Origin of the sequence: Modestobacter sp. VKM Ac-2977 (assembly GCF_026968045.1) — a bacterium.
Lineage (GTDB): Bacteria > Actinomycetota > Actinomycetes > Mycobacteriales > Geodermatophilaceae > Modestobacter.
Map to the genome: position 1 here is coordinate 497585 of NZ_JAPVBQ010000002.1, position 25366 is coordinate 522950.

The 25366-nt window shown below is 73.1% G+C and carries 26 protein-coding genes; 13 read left to right on the forward strand and 13 right to left on the reverse strand.

Annotated elements, in window-relative coordinates:
• Together ku and O2V63_RS10025 are read right to left on the reverse strand one after the other, a co-directional pair.
• Nucleotides 1–1005, reverse strand: a complete 1005-nt coding sequence (ku, locus tag O2V63_RS10020; RefSeq protein WP_269167392.1) for a non-homologous end joining protein Ku — start codon at nucleotides 1003–1005, stop codon at nucleotides 1–3.
• Nucleotides 1006–1195: 190 nt separating this feature from the next.
• Nucleotides 1196–1786, reverse strand: a complete 591-nt coding sequence (locus O2V63_RS10025; protein ID WP_269167393.1) for a DUF1360 domain-containing protein — start codon at nucleotides 1784–1786, stop codon at nucleotides 1196–1198.
• 177 nt (nucleotides 1787–1963) lie between these two features.
• Here O2V63_RS10025 and O2V63_RS10030 point away from each other — a divergent pair, with 177 nt between their 5' ends.
• A complete protein-coding gene (locus O2V63_RS10030; protein ID WP_269167394.1) occupies nucleotides 1964–2482 on the forward strand; it encodes a hypothetical protein in 519 nt (172 codons plus the stop codon).
• 247 nt (nucleotides 2483–2729) lie between these two features.
• Nucleotides 2730–3128, forward strand: coding sequence for an STAS domain-containing protein (locus O2V63_RS10035; protein ID WP_036338397.1), 399 nt, complete (start codon nucleotides 2730–2732; stop codon nucleotides 3126–3128).
• 80 nt (nucleotides 3129–3208) lie between these two features.
• On the opposite strand, the gene O2V63_RS10040 is transcribed toward O2V63_RS10035, so the two are convergent.
• The gene (locus tag O2V63_RS10040; RefSeq protein WP_269167395.1) at nucleotides 3209–4216 is read right to left on the reverse strand and encodes a DNA topoisomerase IB; all 1008 of its coding nucleotides are present in this window, start codon (nucleotides 4214–4216) and stop codon (nucleotides 3209–3211) included.
• Nucleotides 4217–4510: 294 nt separating this feature from the next.
• Here O2V63_RS10040 and O2V63_RS10045 point away from each other — a divergent pair, with 294 nt between their 5' ends.
• Nucleotides 4511–5008 carry an ATP-binding protein gene (locus O2V63_RS10045; RefSeq protein ID WP_269167396.1) on the forward strand — a complete coding sequence of 166 codons (498 nt, stop codon included), beginning with the start codon at nucleotides 4511–4513 and terminating at the stop codon, nucleotides 5006–5008.
• A gap of 125 nt (nucleotides 5009–5133) precedes the next feature.
• Nucleotides 5134–5988 (forward strand): RNA polymerase sigma factor SigF, encoded by an 855-nt coding sequence (locus O2V63_RS10050; protein WP_269167397.1) that lies wholly within the window; start codon nucleotides 5134–5136, stop codon nucleotides 5986–5988.
• Nucleotides 5989–6104: 116 nt separating this feature from the next.
• On the opposite strand, the gene O2V63_RS10055 is transcribed toward O2V63_RS10050, so the two are convergent.
• Both O2V63_RS10055 and O2V63_RS10060 read right to left on the reverse strand, forming a co-directional pair.
• Nucleotides 6105–7346 carry an SPFH domain-containing protein gene (locus O2V63_RS10055; protein WP_269167398.1) on the reverse strand — a complete coding sequence of 414 codons (1242 nt, stop codon included), beginning with the start codon at nucleotides 7344–7346 and terminating at the stop codon, nucleotides 6105–6107.
• 102 nt (nucleotides 7347–7448) lie between these two features.
• On the reverse strand, nucleotides 7449–7880 hold the full coding sequence (locus O2V63_RS10060; RefSeq protein ID WP_269167399.1) for an NfeD family protein: 432 nt from the start codon (nucleotides 7878–7880) through the stop codon (nucleotides 7449–7451).
• A gap of 135 nt (nucleotides 7881–8015) precedes the next feature.
• Here O2V63_RS10060 and O2V63_RS10065 point away from each other — a divergent pair, with 135 nt between their 5' ends.
• Nucleotides 8016–8756 carry a hypothetical protein gene (locus O2V63_RS10065; RefSeq protein ID WP_269167400.1) on the forward strand — a complete coding sequence of 247 codons (741 nt, stop codon included), beginning with the start codon at nucleotides 8016–8018 and terminating at the stop codon, nucleotides 8754–8756.
• An 84-nt stretch (nucleotides 8757–8840) separates the two neighbouring features.
• Here O2V63_RS10065 and O2V63_RS10070 read toward each other — a convergent pair whose 3' ends face one another.
• Genes O2V63_RS10070 through fabG form a run of 4 tightly spaced genes read right to left on the reverse strand, consistent with a single transcriptional unit; the run spans nucleotide 8841 to nucleotide 11988 of the window.
• Nucleotides 8841–9329: a GNAT family N-acetyltransferase gene (locus O2V63_RS10070; RefSeq protein WP_269167401.1), complete on the reverse strand. Its 489-nt coding sequence runs from the start codon at nucleotides 9327–9329 to the stop codon at nucleotides 8841–8843.
• A gap of 7 nt (nucleotides 9330–9336) precedes the next feature.
• The gene (locus O2V63_RS10075; RefSeq protein WP_269167402.1) at nucleotides 9337–10506 is read right to left on the reverse strand and encodes a ferrochelatase; all 1170 of its coding nucleotides are present in this window, start codon (nucleotides 10504–10506) and stop codon (nucleotides 9337–9339) included.
• Nucleotides 10507–10513: 7 nt separating this feature from the next.
• Entirely contained in the window at nucleotides 10514–11281 is a 768-nt protein-coding gene (fabI, locus tag O2V63_RS10080) for an enoyl-ACP reductase FabI (protein ID WP_036338413.1), read from the reverse strand.
• A gap of 2 nt (nucleotides 11282–11283) precedes the next feature.
• A complete protein-coding gene (gene fabG, locus O2V63_RS10085) occupies nucleotides 11284–11988 on the reverse strand; it encodes a 3-oxoacyl-ACP reductase FabG (RefSeq protein WP_269167403.1) in 705 nt (234 codons plus the stop codon).
• Nucleotides 11989–12097: 109 nt separating this feature from the next.
• Between fabG and O2V63_RS10090 the strand changes: the two genes are divergently transcribed.
• A complete protein-coding gene (locus tag O2V63_RS10090; protein WP_269167404.1) occupies nucleotides 12098–12388 on the forward strand; it encodes a hypothetical protein in 291 nt (96 codons plus the stop codon).
• Between the two features lie 135 nt (nucleotides 12389–12523).
• Here O2V63_RS10090 and O2V63_RS10095 read toward each other — a convergent pair whose 3' ends face one another.
• Nucleotides 12524–13654, reverse strand: a complete 1131-nt coding sequence (locus tag O2V63_RS10095) for an RNA polymerase sigma factor (protein ID WP_331253836.1) — start codon at nucleotides 13652–13654, stop codon at nucleotides 12524–12526.
• Nucleotides 13655–13981: 327 nt separating this feature from the next.
• Here O2V63_RS10095 and O2V63_RS10100 point away from each other — a divergent pair, with 327 nt between their 5' ends.
• On the forward strand, nucleotides 13982–14482 hold the full coding sequence (locus tag O2V63_RS10100; RefSeq protein WP_269167405.1) for a hypothetical protein: 501 nt from the start codon (nucleotides 13982–13984) through the stop codon (nucleotides 14480–14482).
• Between the two features lie 57 nt (nucleotides 14483–14539).
• Here the strand turns inward: O2V63_RS10100 and O2V63_RS10105 are convergent, their stop codons facing one another.
• Nucleotides 14540–14884, reverse strand: a complete 345-nt coding sequence (locus O2V63_RS10105) for a DUF202 domain-containing protein (protein ID WP_269167406.1) — start codon at nucleotides 14882–14884, stop codon at nucleotides 14540–14542.
• The gene (locus tag O2V63_RS10110; protein WP_269167407.1) at nucleotides 14881–15279 is read right to left on the reverse strand and encodes a YidH family protein; all 399 of its coding nucleotides are present in this window, start codon (nucleotides 15277–15279) and stop codon (nucleotides 14881–14883) included. Before O2V63_RS10110 ends, O2V63_RS10105 begins: the two co-directional genes overlap by 4 nt.
• Before the next feature lie 183 nt (nucleotides 15280–15462).
• Between O2V63_RS10110 and O2V63_RS10115 the strand changes: the two genes are divergently transcribed.
• The 6 genes from O2V63_RS10115 to O2V63_RS10140 all read left to right on the forward strand — a co-directional run bounded on the left by O2V63_RS10115 (nucleotide 15463) and on the right by O2V63_RS10140 (nucleotide 22749).
• On the forward strand, nucleotides 15463–16425 hold the full coding sequence (locus O2V63_RS10115; protein WP_036338456.1) for an MBL fold metallo-hydrolase: 963 nt from the start codon (nucleotides 15463–15465) through the stop codon (nucleotides 16423–16425).
• 7 nt (nucleotides 16426–16432) lie between these two features.
• Nucleotides 16433–18028 carry an FAD-dependent monooxygenase gene (locus O2V63_RS10120; protein ID WP_269167408.1) on the forward strand — a complete coding sequence of 532 codons (1596 nt, stop codon included), beginning with the start codon at nucleotides 16433–16435 and terminating at the stop codon, nucleotides 18026–18028.
• Nucleotides 18029–18090: 62 nt separating this feature from the next.
• The gene (locus O2V63_RS10125) at nucleotides 18091–19296 is read left to right on the forward strand and encodes a homogentisate 1,2-dioxygenase (protein WP_269167409.1); all 1206 of its coding nucleotides are present in this window, start codon (nucleotides 18091–18093) and stop codon (nucleotides 19294–19296) included.
• A complete protein-coding gene (fahA, locus tag O2V63_RS10130) occupies nucleotides 19293–20489 on the forward strand; it encodes a fumarylacetoacetase (protein WP_269167410.1) in 1197 nt (398 codons plus the stop codon). The genes O2V63_RS10125 and fahA overlap by 4 nt, the downstream gene beginning before the upstream one ends.
• Before the next feature lie 47 nt (nucleotides 20490–20536).
• Nucleotides 20537–21985 carry an aldehyde dehydrogenase family protein gene (locus O2V63_RS10135; protein WP_269167411.1) on the forward strand — a complete coding sequence of 483 codons (1449 nt, stop codon included), beginning with the start codon at nucleotides 20537–20539 and terminating at the stop codon, nucleotides 21983–21985.
• A gap of 71 nt (nucleotides 21986–22056) precedes the next feature.
• Nucleotides 22057–22749: an IclR family transcriptional regulator gene (locus O2V63_RS10140; RefSeq protein ID WP_269167412.1), complete on the forward strand. Its 693-nt coding sequence runs from the start codon at nucleotides 22057–22059 to the stop codon at nucleotides 22747–22749.
• 27 nt (nucleotides 22750–22776) lie between these two features.
• On the opposite strand, the gene O2V63_RS10145 is transcribed toward O2V63_RS10140, so the two are convergent.
• The gene (locus O2V63_RS10145; protein ID WP_269167413.1) at nucleotides 22777–25146 is read right to left on the reverse strand and encodes an excinuclease ABC subunit UvrA; all 2370 of its coding nucleotides are present in this window, start codon (nucleotides 25144–25146) and stop codon (nucleotides 22777–22779) included.
• Nucleotides 25147–25366: the final 220 nt, after the last annotated feature.

The following is a 25366-nucleotide window of genomic DNA, read 5'->3' on the forward strand; positions in this document are numbered from 1 at the left end:
TCAGGCGGTCTTGCGCGGACGGGCGGCGCGCTTGGCCGGCTTCGCCGGGGCGTCGTCCTCCGCGGCCGCGGCCTTCTTCGGCGCCGCCTTCCGGGCGGGGGCCTTCTTCGCCGGGGTCTTCTCCCCCGCGGCCGCCTTCTTGGCCGGCGCCTTGCGAGCCGTCGTCTTCGCCGCCGGCGCGTCGTCCCCGCCGTCGTCCGTGGCGTCGTCCACCTCGGCGGCCGGTGAGCTGCCGCCGGCCCGCTCGACGCTGCGTCGCAGGGCGCTCATGAGGTCGACCACCGCACCGCCGCCGTCGTCGGCGGCCTCCGGTACGGCCTGGACCTCACCGCCGGTCTGCTTGGCCTCCAGCAGGGCGGCCATCGCCTCGCGGTAGTCGTCGGTGAACTGGGTCGGGTCGAAGTCCCCGGCCATCGTGGAGATCAGCGACTCGGCCATCGCCAGCTCCTGCGGGCGGACCGGCACCTCCTCGTCGAGGAAGCTGAAGGCAGGCCGGCGGATCTCGTCGGGCCAGCGCATGGTGTGCAGCACCAGCACGCCCTCCCGCACCCGCAATGCCGCCAGCGACTCGCGCTGCCGGATGGCGATCTTGGTGATCGCCACCTGGCCGGCGTTCTCCAGCGCGGTGCGCAGCAGCACGTAGGGGCGGGTCGCGACGCCGTCGGGCTCCAGGTAGTACGTCTTCTCGAAGTGGATCGGGTCGATCTGCTCCTGGTCGACGAACTGGAGCACCTCGATCTCGTGCGTGGTGCCGAGCGGGAGCTGGTCGAAGTCCTCGTCGGTCAGCACGACCAGCTGGCCGTCGGGCAGCTCGTACCCCTTGCCGATGTCGCCGTACTCGACCTCTTCGCCGTCCACGGAGCAGACGCGCTTGTACTTGACCCGGCCACCATCGGTCTTGTGCACCTGGTGGAAGCGGATGTCGTGGTCCTCGGTGGCCGAGTACAGCTTCACCGCGATGCTGACCAGGCCGAAGGAGACCGCGCCCTTCCAGATCGACCGCACGACTACCTCCTCGCCCCGGGGCCCGCGACCCCGCCTCGACAAGATCAGAGGATAGGTGTCCCGGCGGGTGCGCGGCAGCCCGAGACGGTGACGCACCGCAGCGCCCCACCCGGTCGAGGGAGCCGGCGGCCTGCCAGTTCCCGGCCCCACTGGCACCCGACGGCCACGCAGCGTGACGCCGGGCTCGCGGTCAGACCTCCTGACCGGTCAGGCTCCCGGCCTCCTCGCCGTCGTCGGACTCCAGCCCCCCGTTCTGGATGGCGTCGTAGACGAACTGCAGGACGTCGGAACCGGCCACCATCGTCATGGTCAGCGCGGCCAGCCGGGTCGCCCGCGGCGCGGTCACGTACCCGAGCACGAAGCCCGTGCCGACCCACTGGGCCATGCAGAACGGACAGGTCAGCAGCTCCCCCACGGCGTGCTTGACGCCCCCGTGCTCGCGCACCTCCTCGGCGACCTCGGCCTCGCCCGACGTCCCCTGGTAGCTGACGAACGGCGCGCGCACCGGGGCGGTGACCGGGTCCTTGGCGATCCGCCGGGCCAGCCGGAAGGTGCCGACGGTCAGCAGGACGGCGTCCCCGAGCGGGATCCGGCTGGGCAGCTCGCGGCCCGACACCCGGATGGCGGTGGCCGCCGCCCCCACCAGGCCCAGGTAGACGCTCATCGCCCCCAGGTCCGCGGCCAGCGGCCGGGCCTCTCCCTGCGTGTACTCCTCCTGCTGGGTGCGTGCCCAGCGTCGGACCGGTCGCCCGAGCCGCTGGACCTCGTCTGTGATCGCCATGTTCGCGGCGGTACCCGCGGCACCCGGTGCCATGCGGCGGGCGGGAGCTGGATCACGCATGCCCGGCAGAGGGTCGGGTAGGGCCGGACCACGACGCCGGTCACCCGACCGGCTCCCCCCGTCCACCGGACGGACGAGCGCGCCCACCGCCCAGGCGCGCAGAACGGAGGAACTCCCATGACCGACCCGGACCGCGCCACCCGCGACTCCGCCCTCAACGACGCCGAGTTCCCCGACGACGAGCGGGGGCTCACCGGGACGGCGGACGGCGCCCGTGGCGACGTCGGCCCCGAGGGGCAGACCGCCCGGGACGTCTTCCCCGAGGACAACAGCATCCCCGAGGTCTCCCAGGACGACAGCCCGACCATGGCCCGCGCCGAGGACCCGGAGTTCGCGCCCGAGCCCGGCGACCGCCAGCACCAGGCCGTGGACTTCGGGACGACGGCACGCGAGCAGGCCGAGGGCGAGTCGCTGAGCGGCCGGCTGGAGCGGGAGGTCCCCGAGGACGCATCCGACGTGCGCCCCGCCGAGGACCCCGACCGCGCCGTCGCCCAGCTGGACCAGGACGAGGACACCGACCGCCTCAGCGACTCGGGCACCAACCGCACCGGCGACGACGTCGAGGCGTTCGCCGACGCCCCGGTCGGCGGTGAGGGGCCGGAGGAGAGCGCGGTCCACGTCGTCGAGGGCACCTGACCCTGCCGTGGCGGGCCGGGCCGACCGCCCCGCCGGCCCGACGCGCGCTGAGTTGGTGCCGCGATCATGACGCGACTAGGTTGGGCGCCACGGTTGAGCAGCCAGCCGTGGCCTGCCCGAGAGCTCCTCGGGAGGCGTTCCGGAACCTCGGTGTCCCGGGCCGTGTCGGGCCGGACGGTGTACCGCAGTACATTGTCCGGGCACCCGCGTGCCCGCCAGGCATCGCCGCTGAGAGGAGCTGCAGTCCGTGACCTCATCCGACTCACCCGCCGAGGGCTCGCGCGACGTGTCAGCCCCGGCTGACACGAACGACGCCCCCTTCGACGACGTGATCACCCTGTCGACGTCCACCGACGACGACGGCACGGTCACCGTGACGGTCGTCGGCGAGGTCGACACCTTCACCGCGCCCGTGCTGCGCGCGTCGCTGGACACCCAGCTCGAGCAGCAGCCGACCGCCCTGGTCGTCGACCTGTGCGGTGTCCAGTTCCTCGGCTCGGCCGGCCTCGCCGTGCTCGTCGAGACCCAGAAGTCGGCGCGCTCCCGCGACGTCGGCCTGCGGCTGGTGGCCAACACCCGCGCCGTGACCCGGCCGCTCGAGGTCACCGGCCTGATCGACCTGTTCACGATCGCCGAGAAGGCCTGACGCCAGGTCCTCGACCGGTACGACGACGGCGCTCCACCTCCGGGTGGGGCGCCGTCGTCGCGTCCAGGGGTCTGCTCAGCTCAAGCGCTGAGCAGGGAGCAGACCGCCGCCTCGATGGTGCGCTGCGCCGTCCGGTCGTCGGGGGCGCCGGCGGCCTCGGCCAGCGCGCCGGCGACCGTCTCGCCGTGCTCGTACCGGTCGACCACCCGGGGGTCGACGTAGCTGGTCCTGCACACCGTCGGGGTGTTGCCCAGCTGCTCGGAGACCTTGACGTAGGCCTCCCGCACCGCACGCTTGCGTGCCGTCTGGCTGCGCGGGGTGGGCGTCTCGGCCAACGTGGCGGCCATCATCACCGTCGCCGTCCAGGTGCGGAAGTCCTTGGCGGTGATCTCGGCCCCGCTGACCTCCTTGAGGAAGGCGTTGACCTCGTCGCTGGTCACGTCGTGCCAGCTGCCGTCCGCGAGCCGGTAGCCCAGCAGCTCCTGCCCCTCGTCCTGGGGTCGTTCCAGCAGCTGCCGGACGACGGTGGCGGTGGGCCGGTCCAGCAGCTCGACCTCGCGGTCGATGCCGCCCTTGGCGGTGTAGTGGAAGAAGACCCGCTCCCCGCGCACCGACACGTGGTCGCGGCGCAGCGTCGCCAGCCCGTAGGTTCCGTTGTCCTCGGCGTACTGCTCGCTGCCCACCCGGAAGGCGCCGAGGTCGAGCAGCCGGACGGCGCAGGCCAGCACCCGTTCGCGGTTGAGCCCGCGGGTGCGCAGCGCCGCGGCCACCTCGTCCCGGACGTCGGGCAGCTGGTGGGAGATCTCCAGCACCCGCTCGTGCTTGGCGGCGTCCCGCTTGACCCGCCACTCGTCGTGGTACCGGTACTGCCGCCGGCCGGCGGCGTCGGTGCCGACGGCCTGGATGTGGCCGTTGGGCCAGGGGGAGATCCAGACGTCCTTCCAGGCGGGCGGGATGGCCAGGGCCCGCAACCGGTCCAGCCGGTCGTCCTTGATCAGCGCCCCGCGCTCGTCCTGGTAGGAGAACCCCTTGCCAGCGCGACGCCGGGTCCAACCCGGGGCGTGCACGTCACTGCGCCGCAGTCTCACGCCGGAGGGATGTGCACCACCGGGTGGGCTCAAACACGAGCGGTCACCAGGTCCCCCCGCCGGGTGGCGTCGCGCCTGATCCGGCCGTGGGCCGGCGTTTGGCGGTGCGCCCCGGTGGGCAACGCAGCCAGGCGGTCGGTCTACCGTCAAGGGAGCCGGGTCAGGCCTGACACCCGTCGCAGAGCGACCGCTCGTCGTCCGCGCTCCGAGCCGGAGCCGTGGGACGGGTGCGCGAAGACGGACAGCCGCGCTCCCGTCCGGGGGCGCGGGGGACGACGAAGGAGTGAACGACGCATGGTCGACACGACGGGCGCCGCCACCGGCGAGCGGCGCACCGAGCGGCTGGAGCTGCGGGTCCCCACCTCGCCGACCCAGCTGCCCGCGGTGCGGGCGATGACCGGTGACCTGGCGATGCGGATGGACTTCGACCTCGACGCGGTCGAGGACCTGCGGCTCGCGGTCGACGAGGCCTGCGCCACGCTCTCCTCCGTCGCCCTGGGGGACGCACCGCTCACGGTCGTCTTCGAGGCCGCCCGCGACGGTCTGCGGATCGACGCCTGGGTGCCGACGGCGACCGGGGTCGACGTGCCGCGCGACGGCTTCGGCTGGGCCGTGCTGCACACCCTGGTCGACACGGTCGAGGCCGGCCCGAGCGACCAGTCGATCGTGGCGGCCGGCGACGGCCGGAACACACCTGTCGCCTGCATCAGCCTGGTCAAGAAGCTGCGGCGCTACAGCGCGATCGACGCCCTGACCGAGCAGCCCGATCCCGACGTGTCGGTCGCACGGTGACCCGGTCGGCTGCTCCGGACTCCCCGGCTGCCGACGACGCCGTCCTCGGCTCGGGTGAGCCCCTCGGGTCCCCGGCCCCCGCCGCTGTCGCCCCTGCGGTCGCCGACACCGCCTCGGAGACCGAGATGACGACCGAATCCACCGACACCCCGAAGGAGGCCCCCACGGAGTCCTCCGCGACGACCCCGGAGCCGGCTGCTGACCCGGTGCCGATGTCGGACAACCGCAAGCGGGCCGAACGGACCGCACCGCTGTTCGCCGAGCTGGCCACCCTGGACAAGGGCGACCCGCGGCGGGAGCGACTGCGGGAGATCCTGGTCGAGGAGCACCTGCCGCTGGTCCGGCACTTCGCCCGCCGGTTCAGCAACCGCGGCGAGCCCTTCGACGACCTGCTCCAGGTGGGCACCCTCGGCCTGATCGCCGCCATCGACCGGTTCGACCCGGGTCGCGGGGTGGAGTTCCTCTCCTTCGCCGTGCCGACCATCACCGGCGAGATCAAGCGGCACTTCCGCGACCAGGGCTGGTCGGTGCGGGTGCCGCGGCGGCTGCAGGAGCTGCACCTCTCGCTGAACGCGGCGGTCAGCGAGCTGTCGCAGAAGAACGGCCACGCCCCCACGCCGTCCGAGCTGGCCGAGCACCTCGGCATCCCCCGGGCAGAGGTGCTCGAGGGCCTGGCGGTGGCCAACGCCTACCGCAGCAGCTCGCTGGACGAGCGCCTCTCCGGTGAAGAGGACTCCCCCACCCTCGCGGCGACCCTCGGCGAGGAGGACGCCGCCCTGGAGGGCGTGGAGTACCGGGAGTCGCTGCAGCCGCTGCTGGCCACCATCCCGCCCCGCGAGCGCCGCATCCTGATCCTGCGGTTCTTCGGCAACATGACCCAGTCGCAGATCGCCGCGGACATCGGCATCTCCCAGATGCACGTGTCCCGGTTGCTCAGCCAGACCCTCGCCAAGCTCCGCGAAGGCCTCCTCAAGGATTGACGAAGGACCCCGTCCTCCTCACCCCTCGCAAGCTCGGGGACGAGCCTCTGGACGGGGGGCCGTGAACGCCGATGGCCCAGAACTCGACGAGTTCTGGGCCATCGGCGTTCATCGGGTCAGCCCGGGGGCAGCTGGAGCGGGTCGTCGTCCGCGGGGCGGTTGCGCGGGTCGGCGGCCGGGCCACTCTCCTGCACGTCCTGCTTGACCTGGGACAGCGGTGGCGGCTTGGGGATCTGCGGCGCTGTCTCCCCCGCGGCGTCGGCGATGCTGGACAGCGAGATCTTGGCCTCGGGCTGCTCGGCGGCCGGCGGCAGGTTCGAGTCGAACCAGTTGCTGGTGTCCAGGGACGACGCCGGCGGCTGGGTCGCACCCTGGGCGCCGGAGGACGCGTCGACGTCCAGCCAGCTGCGCTGCCCCTCACCGTCGTCGCCGCCACCCAGCTTGGACAGCCCCTCCAGCGCCTTGCTGAACTCGCTGGGCACGATCCACATCTTGTTGGCGTCGCCCTGCGCGATCTTCGGCAGCGTCTGCAGGTACTGGTAGGCCAGCAGGCCCTGGTCGGGCTTGCCGTCGTGGATGGCCTGGAACACCGTCTCGATGCTCTTCGCCTGCCCCTGCGCCTGCAGGAACAGCGCGGCGCGCTCACCCTCGGCCCGCAGGATCCGGCTCTGCCGCTCGGCCTCGGCGTCCAGGATCGCGGCCTGCTTCTTTCCCTCTGCGGAGAGGATCGAGGCGGCCTTCTGGCCCTCGGCCGTGGTGATCGCCGACTGCCGCTGCCCCTCGGCGGTCAGGATGACCGCGCGCTTGTCGCGGTCGGCGCGCATCTGCTTCTCCATGGAGTCCTGGATGGACGGCGGCGGGTCGATCGCCTTGATCTCCACCCGGGCCACCCGCAGGCCCCACGGGCCGGTGGTGCCGTCGAGCACGGTGCGCAGCTGGGAGTTGATGCCGTCCCGGCCGGTCAGCGCACCCTCGAGGTTCAGCCCACCGACCACGTTGCGCAGCGTCGTGGTCGTGAGCTGCTCCATGCCGGTGATGTAGTTGGCGATCCCGTAGACCGCCAGGCGTGGGTCGGTGACCTGGAAGTAGACGACGGTGTCGATGCCGACCTGCAGGTTGTCGGCGGTGATCACCGGCTGCGGCGGGAAGGAGATGACCTGCTCGCGCAGGTCGATCGTCGCGCGCACCCGGTCGACGAAAGGCACGAGCAGCGCCAGGCCGGGCGAGAGCGTGCGGCTGTACCGGCCCAGGCGCTCGACCACCTTCGCCTGCGCCTGCGGGACGATCGTCACGCTCTTGGCCAGCACGAAGGCCACGAGCACGGCGATCACGATCAGAGCGATCAGGGCGGGTGTCACGAGGGCGGTTCTCCGTTCCTAGGAGTGGTGCGACCATCTGATCTTGCCCCGTCCGGCGCCATCTGAGGACCCCTGGGGGCTCCCGGTCACCCGGACGTCGACTCAGAGACGGCTGACGTAGGCGATCGGCCCCTCGATCTGCACGATCCGCACGTCGGCGCCCACGTCGTATGCCTCGTCGTCGAGCTGCGTGCGAGCCGTCCACTCGTCGTCGCCCAGCCGGATCCGGCCCGCGTTGTTGTCGACGCGCTGGCTGACCACGGCCTCCCGGCCGACGTAGGTCGCGACCCCGTCGATCTGCTCGGGGGTGCGGTCGACCAGGTGCCGCTTGGCGACCGGCCGGACGAGGACCAGCAGCCCGGCCGAGACGACGATGAACGCGACCACCTGGAGGAGCAGGTCCCCACCCAACAGGGCCACGCCCATGCCGCCCAGCGCGCCGCCGGCGAACATCAGCAGGACCAGGTCCAGGCTGGCGACCTCACCGGCCGCGAACAGGCCTGAGGCGATCAACCAGAGCAACCAGGCGGGCACGGTCCGAGTCTGGCACGCGAACGCGTGATCCGGTCGCCGTCCCACGCCTGCGCGACCCACGGGACCGCGACCCACGGCACATCGCCGGTCGGGCGGGCGACGGCCGGTGGCGCGACCGTCGTAGCCTCGTTCACCGTGCACGACATCGCCGCCGGCCGGTTCGCCGTCTGGGCCACCGCCTGGCTCACCGGCCGCAGTTCCTACGACGAGGCACTCGACGTCCTGCTGGGCGAGACGGCCCACCGGGTCGTCGGGCTGCCCGGCACCGACGAGGCGGTACCGCTGGGCTGGGCGCTGAGCGCCCTGCGCGGCCTGGGCGAGCAACGGCTGCGGCTGGTGCTGCCGGTGCCCGGTGACACCCGGGGCCTGCCTGGGGTGCCGGAGCTGGTGGCGCTCGGTCTGGAGGCCGGGCAGGCCGCCGTCGGCACCCGGCTCGCCCTGGTCCCGGAGGCGCTGGGGCCCGAGGCGGTCCCCTGGACGGCGGTCTCCCTCGACGGCGCCCCGCCCCTGGCACCGCCGGTGGAGGGCAACCTGCGGGCGGTCTCCGGTGCGCTGGACCTCGCCGTCGGCGACTCCGCCCGCACGCTCGCCTCGCTGGACCTCGCCCGCTGGAACCCCGAGGTCCCCGGTCTGCTGGCCGGGCTGGCCCGGACCGTGCACGCCCCCGGGCTGCCGGCCGACCACGACCCGGTGGCGCTGTCGGTGCTCGGCCGGGCGCAGCGGCTGTCCCAGGTGCTCGACCTGGCGATGGCCGACGCGCCGGGGGCCGCGGTCACCCACGCCCAGGCAGCAGCCCGCGACGAGGCGCTGCGCCCGCTGGCGACCGCCGTCCGCGAGGCGACGGTCGCCGCCTACAACTGGGTGCCCCGGGGCTGACGCCCCGGCGCTCTCTCGCCCTTCCACCTGCTCCCGCGCTGCTGCGACAGCGCCGGAGCGTGCGGAACTGCGCCAGAGCGCGGCTCAGCCCGCGGTTAGGGCCCGGGCCATGCAGACCGAGGTCGCGCTGTCGGCGTACGGGCCGAACCGCGGGACCTCGACGAAGCCGTGCCGGCGGTAGAACCGCATCGCCGCCTGCTGCTGGTCACCGGTCTCCAGCCGGAGCAGCCGCACGCCGTGCCCCGCGGCGTGGTCGACCAGGGCGGTCATGACCGCGTCCGCCACGCCGGTCCCCCGGCTCGCCGGGACGACGAAGAACCGCTTCAGCTCGGCGACGCCGTCGTCCTGCAGCTCGACACCGCCGATGCCGACGAGCTCATCGCCGCACCGGGCGCCCACCAGGTGCACGCCGGACGCCGCGAGCTGCTCCGGCGAGTAGCCGAAGGTCTCCTCGGCCCGGTACCCGCCGCTGGCCAGCTCCGCGGTCAGGGCCTGCACCATCGCGAGCACCGCGCGGTCGCGGACGTCCGCCACCTGCACGCGGACGTCCGCCACCTCCAGCCGGTCGGTCACGGAGCGGTCAGGCCTGCGGGCGGGCCGGGCGCTGGACGAAGCAGCAGGACGCCGGGCAGTTGGTGCCCAGCCGGGGCTCGCCGCCTCCCCGGCGCTCGACCAGCAGCTCCCGCAGCGAGGCGACGAAGGCCGGGTGCGTGCCTGCGGTCGCCGCCCGGGCGAAGGCCAGGCCCAGTTCGCCGGCGGTCTCCTCGGCCTCGTTGTCCAGGTCCCAGATGACCTCGAGGTGGTCGGAGATGAAACCGACCGGGAAGACGACGACGGCGGTCTCCCCCGACTCGGCCAGCGCGCGCAGGTGGTCGTTGACGTCGGGCTCCAGCCACGGCACCGACGGCGGCCCGCTGCGGCTCTGCCACACCAGGTCGAAGTCGCGCCCCGGCGCCGCCGCCTCGACGACCAGCTGGGCGGCCCGCTGCAGCTCGGCCTCGTAGGCGCCCCCGCCCGGCCCGGCCACCGCGGCCATCGCGTTCGGGATGCTGTGCGCGGTGGCCACCAGCCGCGCGGTGCCGCGGACTGCCTCGGGCAGCGAGGCGATCGCGGCGGCCAGCGCCTCGGCGTTGGCCTGCACGAACCCCGGGGCGTCGAAGTAGTGCGGCAGCTTCTCCGCGGTCGGGCCGGCCGGCGCGGACGGGTCGAGCTCCAGCGCGACCCGGGCCCGGGCGACGTCCTCGTGGTACTGCCGGCACCCGGAGAACGAGGCGTAGGCCGAGGTGGCCAGCACGTAGGCGTGCTCGATGCCGTCGTCGGCCATCTGCCGCCAGGCGTCCTCGACGTAGGGCGCCCAGTTGCGGTTGCCCCAGTAGACCGGCAGGTCGATGCCGGCGCCGGCGAGCTCGGCCTCCAGCGCGGCGACCAGCGCCTTGTTCTGGTCGTTGATCGGGCTGACGCCGCCGAAGTGGTGGTAGTGCTCGGCGACGGCTTCCAGCCGCTCGGGCGGGATGCCCCGGCCACGGGTGACGTTCAGCAGGAAGGGCATCACGTCGTCGGAGCCCTCGGGGCCGCCGAAGCCGAGGACGAGCAGCGCCTCGCGCCGGCCGTCGGGCGCCGGCTCGCGCGAGGGCTCGACGCCGCCGTTGTTGCGGATGGCCAGCGACGGGGACTCGTTCGGCTGCTGGCCGGGAGGGGTGATGGAAGCCCCGGCGGGGAGCGGGTGCCGGGGGCGCGCGAGGTCGGTCACCAGACCGTCATACCCCCACAGCGTGGAAGCCGCCGTCGACGTGCACGATCTCACCCGTCGTGGCCGGGAACCAGTCCGACAGCAGCGCGGTGACGGCCTTGCCGGCCGGCTCGGTGTCGGTGACCGACCAGCCCAGCGGGGCGCGACCCTCCCAGGCCTCCTCGAACTGAGCGCTGCCCGGGATCGACTTCATCGCCATGGTGCGCAGCGGGCCGGCCGCGACCAGGTTGACCCGGACGCCCTCAGGGCCGAGCTCACGGGCCAGGTACCGGGACGTCGACTCCAGGGCCGCCTTCGCCGCGCCCATCCAGCCGTAGACCGGCCAGGCGACGGTGGCGTCGAAGGTCAGGCCGACCACCGAGGCGGTGTCGCCGAACAGCGGCCGGCAGGCCTGGGTGAGCGAGGCCAGCGACCAGGACGAGACCTGGAACGCCGTCGCCGCGTGCTCCCACGCGACCTCCGGGAACCCCTCGCCCATCGCCTCCTGCGGCGCGAAGCCGATGGAGTGCACCACGCCGTCCAGGCCGTCGACGTGCTCGCGCAGCCGGTCGGCCAGCGTGGCCAGGTGCTCGGTGTTCGTGACGTCCAGCTCGACGACCGGCGCCTCCTGCGGCAGCCGCTTGGCGATCCGCTGGCAGAGCGACAGGGCCCGGCCGAAGTTGGAGAGGACGACGGTGGCGCCCTGCTCCTGCGCGAGACGCGCGACCGAGAACGCGATCGACTGCTCGGTGAGCACGCCCGCGATGAGGATCTTCTTGCCGTCCAGAATGCCCATGGTCAGTGCCCCATCCCCAGTCCGCCGTCGACCGGGACGACCGCCCCGGTGATGTACCCCGCCTGCTCGCCCGCCAGGAAGCGGACGACGCCGGCGATCTCGTCTGCCTCGGCGAGCCGGCCCAGCGGCACCTGCCCGAGGATCTCCTGCTGCCGCTTCTCGGGCAGCTCCGCGGTCATGTCGGTCGACACGAACCCCGGCGCGACCACGTTGGCGGTGATGTTGCGGCCGCCCAGCTCACGGGCGATGGAACGGGCGAGCCCGACCAGGCCGGACTTGCTCGCCGCGTAGTTGACCTGGCCGGCCGAGCCGAGCAGCCCGACGACCGAGGAGATGAAGACCATCCGCCCCGCGCGGGCGCGCACCATCTTCGGCGCCGCCCGCTTGGCGACCCGGTAGGCGGCGGTGAGGTTGGCGTCGATGACGTCGGTGAACGCGTCCTCGCCCATCCGCAGCAGCAGCCCGTCCCGGGTGATCCCGGCGTTGCTGACCAGGACCTCGACGGGCCCCTGGTGCTCCTCGACCTCGGTGAAGGCGCGGTCGACGGCGGCGGCGTCGGTGACGTCGCACTGCACCCCGAACAGCCCGTCGGGGGCGCCACTGCCGCGATGGGTCACCGCCACGGAGTCACCCGCCTCGGCGAACGAACGGGCGATGGCCAGCCCGATCCCGCGGTTCCCACCGGTCACCAGCACCGACCTGCCCACTGCGCCCACCTCATCGAGCCGACCGTGCACTTCGTCGTGGTGAACCTAGTCGGTGGGCCCAGGTCACATCGGACGAGCCCCGAGGTCGAACCCGCCGCACACTGGCCGGGTGACCTCCCCCCTGACGGGCCCGCGCGGGCTGGTCCGGCTGCTGAACACCGCCGACGGGCGTGCCCTGTGCCTGGCCGGAGCGGTGGACGCCGACGTCGTCGCAGCCTTCCAGCGCCGCTACGGCCGCGAGCCGGTGCGGGTCGACGTGATCGACGCCGGATCGGTGACCGCACTGTCCGGAGCGGCCTTGGAGCTGGTCCGCGACCACCTGGACGTCGCCGCGCTGGGCGGGCGAACGGTCGCCCTCCGGCGGTCGCCCGCCTTCGGCAGGCTGCTCCAGCAGACCTGAGGAGACCGGGGCAGTCAGCCCCGACCACCCAGTGGCGGGCTCCCCGAGTGACAGCTCAGCGGGGTCTCCCGTGCCGCTGATGCCCGCTGAGCTGTCACTCGGGGAGGAACGCCCCTCCTCGGGAGGGGCGCCTCGTCAGTCCAGGTAGTCGCGCAGCACCTGGGAGCGGCTGGGGTGGCGCAGCTTGGACATCGTCTTGGACTCGATCTGCCGGATCCGCTCGCGGGTGACCCCGTAGACCTGGCCGATCTCGTCCAGGGTGCGCGGCTGGCCGTCGGTGAGCCCGAACCGCAGCCGGACGACGCCGGCCTCCCGCTCCGACAGCGTCTGCAGCACGCTGGTCAGCTGGTCCTGCATCAGGGTGAAGCTGACCGCGTCGACGGCCACGACGGCCTCGGAGTCCTCGATGAAGTCACCGAGCTGGCTGTCGCCCTCGTCGCCGATGGTCTGGTCCAGGCTGATCGGCTCCCGGGCGTACTGCTGGATCTCCACCACCTTCTCCGGGGTGATGTCCATCTCCTTGGCCAGCTCCTCCGGGGTGGGCTCGCGGCCCAGCTCCTGGAGCATCTCCCGCTGCATCCGGCCGAGCTTGTTGATGACCTCGACCATGTGCACCGGGATGCGGATGGTGCGGGCCTGGTCGGCCATCGCGCGGGTGATCGCCTGCCGGATCCACCAGGTGGCGTAGGTGGAGAACTTGAAGCCCTTGGTGTAGTCGAACTTCTCCACCGCGCGGATCAACCCGAGGTTGCCCTCCTGGATCAGGTCCAGGAACGCCATGCCGCGGCCGGTGTAGCGCTTGGCCAACGAGACCACCAGGCGGAGGTTCGCCTCCAGCAGGTGGTCCTTCGCGCGCTCACCGTCCCGGACGATCCAGGTCAGGTCACGACGCAGCTGGGTGGCGAGCTTCCCGCCGCCCTCGATGGCCTCGTGCAGCTTGTGGCCGGCGTAGAGGCCGGCCTCGATCCGGCGGGCGAGGTCGACCTCCTCCTCGGCGGTCAGCAGCTTCACGCGGCCGATGAGCTTCAGGTAGGCGCGGACCGAGTCGGTCGACGCAGTGAGCTCGGCGTCCTTGCGCGCCTGCCGGAGGGCGAGGGTGTCCTCCTCGTCGTCCCACTCGGACGCGGCTGCGGCGGCGCCGCCGTCGGTGTCCTCGGCGACCTCCTCCTCGGCCGGCGCAGCCGTGGTGATCACGTCGGCAGCCGTCATGGGCGGTGGGGTCTCGGCGGTCGCGATGGCCGGGTCCTTCGTGTCAGCAATGCTCATGTTCGCCTTTCCTGACGATGCCAGTCGGCATCGCACACCGGGGACGGGTGGCGGAGAGGCCGTGGGGTGAGGTGCAGTGCTGGCACCGGCACCTGTCAGCGGCCTGGGCGACTGCCTGGCGCAGCAGCCGGTCGCCCGGGCCGCCAACGGATCAACGCCATGGTAGGCGCCGGTGCGGAGGGAGCAACCCTCGCCCGAGGGATGAGGCCCCACCGCCACTGTGCTCTCCCCCGCCGCGCCCACGCCCGTTTGGCCTCGCGGCCCCGGTGGGAAGGGTGAGCGGAGCCGTCCACGTCGAACGAACGCGTCCTCGAGGAGAGTCCCGCCATGCTGTCGTCCCACGGCAAGCCGATCGCCCGCGTGTCCCTGTTCGGGCTCACCACGGCCCTCGTGCTGGGCCTGTCCGGCTGCGGTGAGGAGGAGCTCGCGGTCGGCGAGACGGACGTCGCGGACGTCCGGGGCGAGGACGACCTCACCGATCCCTACACCGGTGAGTACGACGAGGCGTTCCGGGAGGACGTCGACGTGTACGCCGGCACGGAGGTGACCGTGGGCGCCCAGGTCGAGGACGTGCTGAGCCCCAACTCCTTCACCATCGTCGGCCCGGACGACACCTCGGTCGAGCCACTCCTGGTGGTGGTCGCCGAGGAGCCGGACCTGGAGCTGGAGCCGGGCCTGCCGGTGACGGTGGCCGCCACCGCGGCCCTCGAGTTCGACCTCGCCGAGGTCGAGGGCCAGCTCGGGGTCGACCTGGAGGACGAGCAGTACGGGGAGTGGGAGGACCAGCCGTTCCTGCTGGCCACGATCGTCGAGGCCTCGGCCGAGTAGCTCGGGCCGCCGCTGCCCTCGTCTACGGAGCTGCCCTCGTCGACGGAGCTCCCCTCGTCAGCGGAGCAGGACGAAGGCCAGCGCCAGCAGCGCCACCAGCAGGCCGACGCCGGCCAGCGCGGCGATGGGGGCACCGGCCGAACGGACGGCGGCCAGGTCCCCCCGGGCCCTGAGCGACTGGTGGACGGCGCGGTACCTGCGGCGGGACACCACCAGGACGACCACCGCCCCGACCACGCCCAGCACGGCGACCGCGAGGGACCCCGCGCCGAACACGGGAACGGCCAGCCGCCCGGCGACGAGCGCCCCGATCGCCACGGCCAACGCGGTCCGCTGCCAGGCCAGCGCCGTCCGCTCGGCCTGCAGGCCCAGGTCGAAGACGGCGTCGGGGCGGTCGGTCACCGCAGGACCAGGCCCACGAGGACCAGCAGGCCCGCCACGGTGGTGCCGACCGCCAGCAGCAGGCCCAGCCGTGGCGAGGGCAGCGGACGCCCCTGCCGCAGCGCCCGCTCGGTGGCGGCCCAGCCCAGCCACGCCTGGGCGGGGGCGAGCAGGCCCAGCACGATGAAGACCAGCGCACCGGCCAGCCGCAGACCGTCGGCGATGGGCAGGTCCAGCGCCTCCAGGGCGACCCCGGCGGCCACCAGTGCCAGCGACGTCCGGATCCAGGCCAGGAACGTGCGCTCGTTCGCCAGGCTGAACCTGGGGTCCGGCTCCCGCCCCGCCCGGTAGACCCGCCTGGGGAACCGGCGGTCGGTGGGCGCCTCGTCCGGCACGTCCTCGGCTCCCTCGTCCACGGCAGGTCACGGCGCCCGCTCCCGGCGATGCTCGCACGACGACCGTCGGGGTCAGGGGCACCGCACCGGCGACAGACGCCTCCGGATGGGTTGTGTCACAGGACACACGACCACTACGCTGAGCCGGTAAGAGAACGCATCGCTCGATATGCGGGCGGTGTTCCATCCTGCACGGGAGCTCTCATGGCAGCGAAGCCCTTCGCCTCATCCGCAGACCTCGGCGTCAAGGAGCAGACCCTCGAGGTGCTCGCCGACGGGGTGTACGCGCTCACCGCGGAGGGCGATCCCAACCTCGGCGCCATCGAGGGCGAGGACTTCCTCGTCTGCTTCGAGGCGCTGGCCACCCCGGTCGCGGCCCGTCGCTGGCTGGCCAAGCTCCGCGAGCACACCGACAAGCCGGTGCGGTACCTGGTGCTCAGCCACTACCACGCCGTGCGGGTGCTCGGGGCCAGTGCGTTCGACGCCGAGGCGATCATCAGCTCCGAGCAGACCAAGGGCCTGATCGCCGAGCGCGGCCAGCAGGACTGGGAGAGCGAGTACGGCCGGATGCCGCGGCTGTTCGAGGAGCCCGAGTCCATCCCCGGGCTGACCTGGCCGACCATGACGTTCCGCGACAAGCTGACCATCGAACTCGGCGGCGACCGCGGCGAGCTGGTGCTGGAGCACCTGGGCCGCGGGCACACCGAGGGCGACATCGTGGCCTGGCTGCCGAAGACGAAGGTGCTCTTCGCCGGCGACCTGGTGGAGTCGCAGGCGGCGCTCTACACCGGCGACGCCTTCCACTTCGACTGGGCCACCGGCACCCTCGACCGGATCAAGGCCCTCGGCGCCGAGCAGCTCATCGGCGGCCGGGGTGCCATCGCCCGTGGCCGCGACGAGGTCGATGCCGCGATCGAGCAGACCCGAGCCTTCCTCACCACGATGCACGAGACGGTCGGCACCGCGCACCGCGCCGGCGGGACGCTCAAGGAGGCCTTCGAGGCCACCCACGCCGCCCTGGCGCCCAAGTTCGGGCACTGGCCGATCTTCGAGCACTGCCTGCCCTTCGACGTGCAGCGGCTGTGGGACGAGTTCAGCGGCATCGAGCGCCCGGTGATCTGGACCGCCGAGCGCGATCGCCAGGTCTGGGACGAGCTGCAGGGCTGACCCGGCGATGACCACCCCCGAGAGCTCCGGGACGGCGCCGGTCGTCGTCATCGGGTGCGGCCCGGTCGGCCAGACCACGGCCCTGCTGCTCGCGCGCTGGGGCCTCCCGGTGGTCGTGCTGGACGGCCGTCCCGCGCGGGACCTGGTCGGCAGCAAGGCGATCTGCCAGCAGCGCGACGTCCTCGACGTCTGGGACTCCGTCGGCGTCGGGGCCGAGGTCGCCCGCCGCGGCGTCACCTGGACCACCGCGCGCACCTTCCACCGCGACGCCGAGCTGTTCAGCTTCGAGTTCGTCGACCGCGGGCAGTCCCCGTTCCCGCCCTTCGTCAACGTCTCGCAGTGCCTCACCGAGGAGCTGCTCGACTCCGCGATCGCCGCCCAGCCGTTGATCGAGGTGCGCTGGGGTCACGAGGTCACCGGCATCGAGCAGGACGACGCCGGGGTGTGGGTCTCCTGCGCCGACGGGACGACGGTCGCCGGCAGCTACGCGGTCGCCTGCGCCGGTCCGCGGGCCGACGTCGTCCGCACCGCCCTGGGGCTGACCTTCGAGGGGCAGACCTTCGGCGACCAGTTCCTCATCTGCGACATCCGCACCGACCTGCCCGGCTGGGAGACCGAGCGGCGCTTCTACTTCGACCCGGAGTGGAACCCCGGCCGCCAGGTGCTCATCCACCCCTGCCCGGACTCCACCTTCCGGATCGACTGGCAGGTGCCGCCGGAGTTCGACCTGACCGCCGAGGAGGCCTCCGGCGGGCTGGACCGGCGGATCCGCCAGGTCATCGGCGAGCGGCCCTACGAGGTCGTCTGGAAGTCGGTCTACCGGTTCCACTCCCGGGTGGTCGACCGGATGCGGGTCGGGCGCGTGCTCGTGGCCGGGGACGCCGCCCACCTGGTCTCCCCGTTCGGCGCCCGCGGCCTGAACTCCGGGGTGCTGGACGCCGAGAACGCGGCCTGGAAGCTCGCCTTCGTGCTCCGTGGCTGGGCGCCGGAGACGCTGCTGGACAGCTACCACGACGAGCGGCACGCCGCGGCCGTGGAGAACCTCGACGTCACCGGGGCCACGATGCGCTTCCTGGTGCCGGGCACCCCGGCCGAGGCCGCGCACCGGCTCGAGGTGCTGGAGCGCGCCACCACCGATCCCGAGGCACGGGCACAGGTCGACTCCGGTCGGCTGGCGGAGCCGTTCTGGTACGTCGACTCCCCGCTGACCACCCCCGACGAGCGGCGCCCGTTCCCCGGCCGGCCGGCGCGCGGCGACGTCCCGGTACCGGCGCCGGGGGTGCTGGCGCCCGACGCCCCGGTCACCGTCCCCGGTCGGCCGGACGTCGTCCGGCTGCGGCAGCTGGCCCGGGCCGGGGTGACCGTCCTCGTCGGCGACGACGCCGCCCTGCCCGACGCGCTCCCCGGTGACCTGCCGGTCGCGGTGCACCGGGTCAGCGACCTGGACGCCGGCTCCACGCTGCGCGAGGCGCTGGGCGTCCGCCCCGACGAGACCTGGGTGCTCCGCCCCGACGCGCACGTCGCCGCCGTGCTGACCCGCCCCGCCGACGTCGCCCCCGCGGTGGCCCGGCTGCTCGCCCGCCCCGTCCCCGCCCCCGTCTGACGACGACCCGATCCCACCAAGATGGCCATCTTGGTGGGGACCAGCCCCGAAGGAGAGCCCCGATGGCGTTCTACCGGCAGGTGGGCAGCGTCCCGCCCAAGCGGCACACCCAGCACCGTCGTCCCGACGGCGGCCTGTACTCCGAGGAGCTGGTCGGTGAGGAGGGCTTCTCCTCCGACTCCGCGCTGCTCTACCACTCCGGCATCCCGTCGGCGCTGGTCGACGCCCGGCCGTGGGAGCTGCCCGACCAGACGCTGACCCCCAACGCCCCGCTGGTGCCCCGGCACCTGAAGCTGCACGACCTGTTCCCCGGCGAGGAGCACAAGGCGACCGACGCGGTGACCGGCCGACGACTGGTGCTGGGCAACGCCGACGTGCGGATCTCCTACGCCGTCTCCTCGCTGACCAGCCCGTACTACCGCAACGCCACCGGGGACGAGTGCGTCTACGTGGAGCGCGGGTCGGCGACGGTGGAGACCTCCTTCGGCGCACTGGAGGTCGGCCAGGGCGACTACGTGATCATCCCGCGGACGACGACGCACCGCTGGGTCCCCACCGGCACCGAGCCGCTGCGCACCTACGCCGTCGAGGCGAACTCGCACATCGCCCCGCCCAAGCGCTACCTGTCGAGGTACGGGCAGTTCCTGGAGCACGCCCCGTACTGCGAACGCGACCTCCGCGGCCCCACCGAGCCGCTGCTGGGCGAGGGCACCGACGTCGAGGTGTACGTCAAGCACCGCGGCAACGGGCCCGGTGGCCTGGCCGGCACCGTGCACGTCGTCCCCGAGCACCCGTTCGACGTGATCGGCTGGGACGGCTGCCTCTACCCGTACGCCTTCAACATCGCCGACTACGAGCCGATCACCGGTCGGGTGCACCAGCCGCCGCCGGTGCACCAGGTGTTCGAGGGCAACAACTTCGTGATCTGCAACTTCGTGCCCCGCAAGGTCGACTACCACCCGCTCGCGGTGCCGGTGCCCTACTACCACTCCAACGTCGACTCCGACGAGATCATGTTCTACGTCGACGGCGACTACGAGGCCCGGAAGGGCTCCGGGATCGGCAAGGGCTCGATCTCCGTGCACCCCGGCGGGCACAGCCACGGCCCCCAGCCGGGTGCGGTGGAGCGCTCGCTGGGTGCGGAGTACTTCGACGAGACCGCCGTCATGGTCGACACCTTCCGGCCGCTGGACCTCGGTGAGGCCGGCGTCGCCTCCGACGACGGCAAGTACGCCTGGTCCTGGTCCGGCCGCGGGCCGTCGGCGTGACGGGCAGCTGGCTGGAGCTCCCCGCGGACACCGGCTACGGGCTGGGCAACCTGCCCCACGGCGTCTTCTCCACCGCGGGCACCGCCCCCCGCACCGGGATCGCGATCGGTGACCGGGTGCTGGACCTCGCCGCGGCCACCGGTGACGACGTGCACGCCACCGGCACCCTCAACGGCTGGCTGGCGCGGGGGCCGGAGGCGTGGGCGGCGCTGCGCGCCCAGCTCGTCGAGTGGTTCACCGACTCCGCGCACCGCGCCGAGGTGGAGCCGCACCTCCTGCCGCGGGCCGACGTGACGATGCACCTGCCGATCGAGGTCGCCGACTACGTCGACTTCTACAGCTCCCAGCACCACGCGGAGAACCTCGGGGCGATGTTCCGCCCCGACTCCGCGGCACTCACCCCGAACTGGAAGCACCTGCCCATCGGCTACCACGGACGGGCCGGCACCGTGGCCGTCTCCGGCACCCCCGTCGTCCGGCCCTGCGGTCAGCGCAAGGCACCGGCCGACGACGCCCCGACCTTCGGGCCCTCCCAGCGGCTGGACATCGAGGCCGAGGTCGGCTTCGTCGTCGGCGTCGGCTCGGAGCTGGGCACCGCGGTGCCGGTCGGCCGGTTCGCCGACCACGTGTTCGGGGTCTGCCTGGTCAACGACTGGTCCTCCCGCGACCTGCAGGCCTGGGAGTACGTGCCGCTGGGGCCGTTCCTCGGCAAGTCCTTCCTCACCTCGGTCTCCCCCTGGGTCGTGCCGCTGGCCGCCCTCGAGGCCGCCCGCGTCGACCCGCCGGCCCGCGACCCGCAGCCGCTGCCCTACCTGCGCGACGACGCGGAGCCCTGGGGGCTGGACATCAGCCTGGAGGTGCGGCTCAACGGCGAGGTGCTCAGCCGGCCGCCGTTCGAGCTCATGTACTGGACCCCGGCGCAGCAGCTGGCGCACCTGACCGTCAACGGGGCGTCACTGCGCACCGGCGACCTGTTCGCCTCCGGCACCGTGTCCGGCCCCCGCGCCGACCAGCGCGGCTCGTTCATCGAGCTGTCCTGGGGCGGCAAGGAGCCGATCACCCTCGCCGACGGCTCCACCCGCACCTTCCTCGCCGACGGCGACGAGGTGGTCCTCACCGCCACCGCGCCCGGCCCCGACGGCACCCGCATCGCCTTCGGCGAGGTCACCGGCCGGGTCGAACCGGCCCGCTGACCGCCCCTGTCCGTCCCCTGCACCGCCCCCACCACGAGAGGCCGACGATGACCACTCCCACCGTTGCCACGCCCGTCGACACCGACGCGGACACCCCGACGTACGAGCGCCTGCTGGCCGCCGTCTCCGACCCCGCCGGCCGGGAGGTCCTCGACCCGGCGACGGGCGAGGTCGTGGGGCGGGTCGCCTTCGGGTCCGCCGAGGACGTCGACCGCGCCGTCACGACCGCACGGGCCGCCCAGCGGGCCTGGGCGGCCCGCGCGGACTCCGAGCGCATCGACCTCCTGCTGCGGGCCGCCGACGCCGTCGACGCGGCCGCCGAGCCGCTGGCCGAGCTGCTCTCCCGCGAGCAGGGCAAGCCGCTCAACGGCCCCAACGCCCGGTTCGAGGTCGGTGCCTGCTCGGCGTGGCTGCGGGCCACCGCCGCCACCGAGCTGCCCGTGGAGACCGTCGTCGACGACGGGGACACCCACGCCGAGCTGCACTACCGGCCCATCGGCGTCGTGGGCGCCATCGGCCCGTGGAACTGGCCGATGATGATCACCATCTGGCAGGTCGCCCCCGCGCTGCGGATGGGCAACACCGTGGTCGCCAAGCCCTCGGAGCACACCCCGCTCAGCGTGCTGGCGCTGCTGGAGGTCCTCAACGGCGTCCTGCCGGCCGACGTCCTCATCGGCGTCGCCGGCGAAGGTGACGTCGGCGCCCGGCTGTCCAGCCACGCGGGAGTGGACAAGGTGATGTTCACCGGCTCCACCCGCACCGGCCAGGCGATCATCAAGAGCTCGGCGGACACCGTGAAGCGGCTGACCCTGGAGCTCGGCGGCAACGACGCCGGGATCGTCCTCCCCGACGTCGATCCGAAGGCGATCGCGCAGGACCTGTTCTGGGGTGCGTTCATCAACACCGGCCAGACCTGCGCCGCGCTCAAGCGGCTGTACGTGCACACCGACGTCTACGACGAGGTCTGCGCCGCGCTCACCGAGGTCGCGAAGGCGATGCCGATGGGCCGTGGCCTGGACGAGCAGAACGTGCTCGGCCCGCTGCAGAACCGCGCCCAGTACGAGATCGTCGCGCGGCTGGTCGACGCCGCCCGAGAGTCCGGCGCCACGATCCTGACCGGCGGCGACCCCGACACCGAGGCCCCGGGCCACTTCTACCCGACGACGCTGGTCGCCGACATCGACGACCAGAACCCGCTCGTCGCCGAGGAGCAGTTCGGACCGGCCCTGCCGATCATCCGCTACGACGACCTCGACCAGGCCGTCGCCATGGCCAACCGGCTCGACGTCGGCCTGGGGGCCTCGGTCTGGAGCAGCGACCGGGACGCCGCCCGCGCCGTCGCCGCCCGGCTCGAGGCCGGCACCGTCTGGATCAACGCCCACGGCGGGGTGCACCCGATGATCCCCTTCGGCGGGCACAAGAAGTCCGGGTACGGGCTCGAGTTCGGCGCCGAGGGCCTGAAGGCCGTCGCCGTGCCCCAGGTGATCAACGGCTGAGCCGCACCGATGCCCGCAGCCTAGGGTGGACCACCACGCTCACAGGGGACGGCGACCACAGGGGGACGGCGATGCCAGCGAACGACAGCGGGGGTGCTCCGCAGTCGCAGACGCTGGACCGCGGCATCCGGATCCTCGAGCACCTGGCCAGCGCGGGCACGCCACAGCCGGTGACCGAGATCGGCCGTGCCCTGGACCTGCACCGGTCGATCACCTACCGGCTGCTGCGCACCCTGGAGGACCACCAGCTCGTCGAGCGCGACCCGTTGGGCCACTACGGCCTCGGCCTGGGGGTGGCCGCGCTGGCCCGCGGGGTGCGCACGGACCTGAACGCCGCTGCGCTCCCCCGGCTCAACTCGCTCTCCACCGAGCTGGGCATGACGGCGTTCCTGGTGGTGCGGGCCGGCGACGAGGCGGTGACGGTGACCAGCGTCGAACCGCAGGACACCCGGGCGCACGTCACCTACCGGCCGGGCACCCGGCACCCGGTCGGCCGCGGCGCTCCTGGCCTGGCCCTGCTCATGCCGGAGCCACCGGCGGACGACGACCGTGTGGCCCTCCAGCAGGCCCGCCGGACCGGCTGGGCCAGCTCGCACGGTGAGGTGATCCCCGGCATCCGGTCGATCGCCGCACCGGTCCTCGGCCCGGACGGCGGCGCCCGGGCCGCACTCGCCGTCGTCTTCGTCGACGAGAACAGCGACGTCGAGCAGGTGGGCCGGGCGGTCGCCGCCGCCGCCGGGAAGGTCGCCGCCGTCCTGCGCTGAGCGCCGGCCGGTCACCCGGACCGAGGGTCAGCCGCCGACGTAGGCCGCGAGGTGCTCCCCGGTGACGGTGGCGCGGCCGGCGACGAGGTCGGCGGGAGTGCCCTCGAAGACGATCCGGCCGCCGTCGTGCCCGGCGCCGGGGCCGAGGTCGATGATCCAGTCGGCGTGCGCCATCACCGCCTGGTGGTGCTCGATGACGATGACCGACTTGCCGGAGTCGACGAGCCGGTCGAGCAGCCCGAGCAGGTTCTCGACGTCGGCGAGGTGCAGGCCGGTGGTCGGCTCGTCCAGCACGTAGACGCCGCCCTTCTCGGCCATCCGGGTGGCCAGCTTGAGCCGCTGTCGCTCGCCGCCGGACAGCGTGGTGAGCGGCTGGCCGAGGGTGAGGTAGCCGAGCCCGACGTCGGCCAGCCGGTCCAGGATCGTGTGGGCGGCCGGGGTGCGTGCCTCGCCGTCGCCGAAGAACTGCTCGGCCTCGGTGACCGACATGGCGAGCACCTCGGCGATGTCGCGGCCGCCGAGCGTGTGCTCCAGGACCGAGGCCTGGAACCGCTTCCCCTCGCACTCCTCGCAGGGGGACTCCACCGTGGCCATGACGCCGAGCTCGGTGTAGATGACGCCGGCGCCGTTGCAGGTCGGGCAGGCGCCCTCGGAGTTGGAGCTGAAGAGGGCCGGCTTCACCCCGTTGGCCTTGGCGAAGGCCTTGCGGATGGGGTCGAGCAGCCCGGTGTAGGTCGCGGGGTTGCTCCGCCGGGAGCCGCGGATCGCGCCCTGGTCGACGACCACCACGCCGTCCCGGTCCGCGACGGAGCCGTGGACCAGCGAGCTCTTCCCCGACCCGGCCACGCCGGTGAGCACCACCAGCACGCCGAGCGGGATGTCGACGTCGACGCCCTGCAGGTTGTGGGTGTCCGCGCCGCGCACCTCGAGGGCTCCGGTGGAGGCGCGCACCGCGGGCTTGAGGCCGACGCGCTCGTCGAGGTGCCGGCCGGTCAGCGTGCCGCTGGTCCGCAGCCCGTCGACGGTGCCCTCGAACACGACCTCACCGCCGCCGGTGCCGGCACCCGGGCCGAGGTCGACGACGTGGTCGGCGATGGCGATCGTCTCGGGCTTGTGCTCGACGACGAGCACGGTGTTGCCCTTGTCCCGCAGCTGCAGGAGCAGGTCGTTCATCCGCTCGATGTCGTGCGGGTGCAGGCCGATGGTCGGCTCGTCGAAGACGTAGGTGACGTCGGTGAGCGCGGACCCCAGGTGGCGGATCATCTTGGTGCGCTGCGCCTCACCGCCGGACAGCGTCCCGGCCGGCCGGTCGAGGGAGAGGTAGCCCAGTCCGATCTCGGTGAACGAGTCGAGGAGGTGCCGCAGACCGGTGAGCAGCGGGGCGACCGATGCGTCGTCGAGTTCGCGGACCCAGGCGGCGAGGTCGCTGATCTGCATCGCGCAGAGGTCGGCGATGTTCTTGCCCCCGATCATCGAGGACCGGGCCTCCGGGGTGAGCCGCGTCCCGTCGCACTCCGGGCAGGTCTGGAAGGTGATCACGCGCTCGACGAAGGCGCGGACGTGCGGCTGCATCGCGTCGACGTCCTTGGTGAGCATCGACTTCTGGATCTTGGGGATGACGCCCTCGTAGGTGAGGTTGATGCCCTCGACCTTGATCTTGGTCGGCTCCTTGTACAGGAGGTCCTGCAGCTCCTTCTTCGTGTACTCCGCGATCGGCTTGTCCATGTCGAAGCCCGCGCCGGCGAAGACCCGGCCGTACCAGCCGTCCATGCTGTAGCCGGGGACGGTCAGCGCACCTTCGGCCAGCGACTTGCCCTCGTCGTACAGCGCCGTGAGGTCGAAGTCGGAGACCGAGCCCATGCCCTCGCAGCGCGGGCACATGCCGCCCAGGTAGACGGCGTCCTTCACCACGGCCTTCTCGACCCGGCCGCCGGACTTCTCCGTGCTCATCACCCCGCTCGCCTTGCGGGTCGGGACGTTGAAGGAGAACGCCGTGGGCGGCCCGATGTACGGCGTACCGAGCCGGCTGAAGAGGATCCGCAGCATCGCGTTGGCGTCGGTGGCCGTACCGACGGTGGAGCGGGGGTTGGCGCCCATCCGCTCCTGGTCGACGAGGATCGCCGTCGTCAGACCCTCCAGCAGGTCGACCTCCGGCCGGGCCAGCGTCGGCATGAAGCCCTGCACGAAGGCGCTGTAGGTCTCGTTGATCAGCCGCTGGGACTCCGCGGCGATCGTGTCGAACACCAGCGAGCTCTTGCCGGAGCCGGAGACGCCGGTGAACACCGTCAGCCGGCGCTTCGGGATCTCGACGCTGACGTCCTTGAGGTTGTTCACCCGCGCGCCGAGCACCCGGATCAGGTCGTGGGTGTCGGCAGCGTGCTCCGGTGCGGTGCTCACGTGTCTCCTCGGGGCGGGTCCGGTGGTCGCAGATGCGGCGTCCTGGTGCGGCGGCGGGGCCAGCGTGCCGCAGATCGGCGTGCAGTGGGGAGCTCGCGCCCGGCCGGCGGTGCTCCCCGGGCCATCACGCTAGATACGTCCGCACCGCCTGCGCTTCTCCGTTCCTGACCGGTCGTGCCCCTTGTCCCGCGGCGACCACCGGGGCTACCGTGCGGCTGTG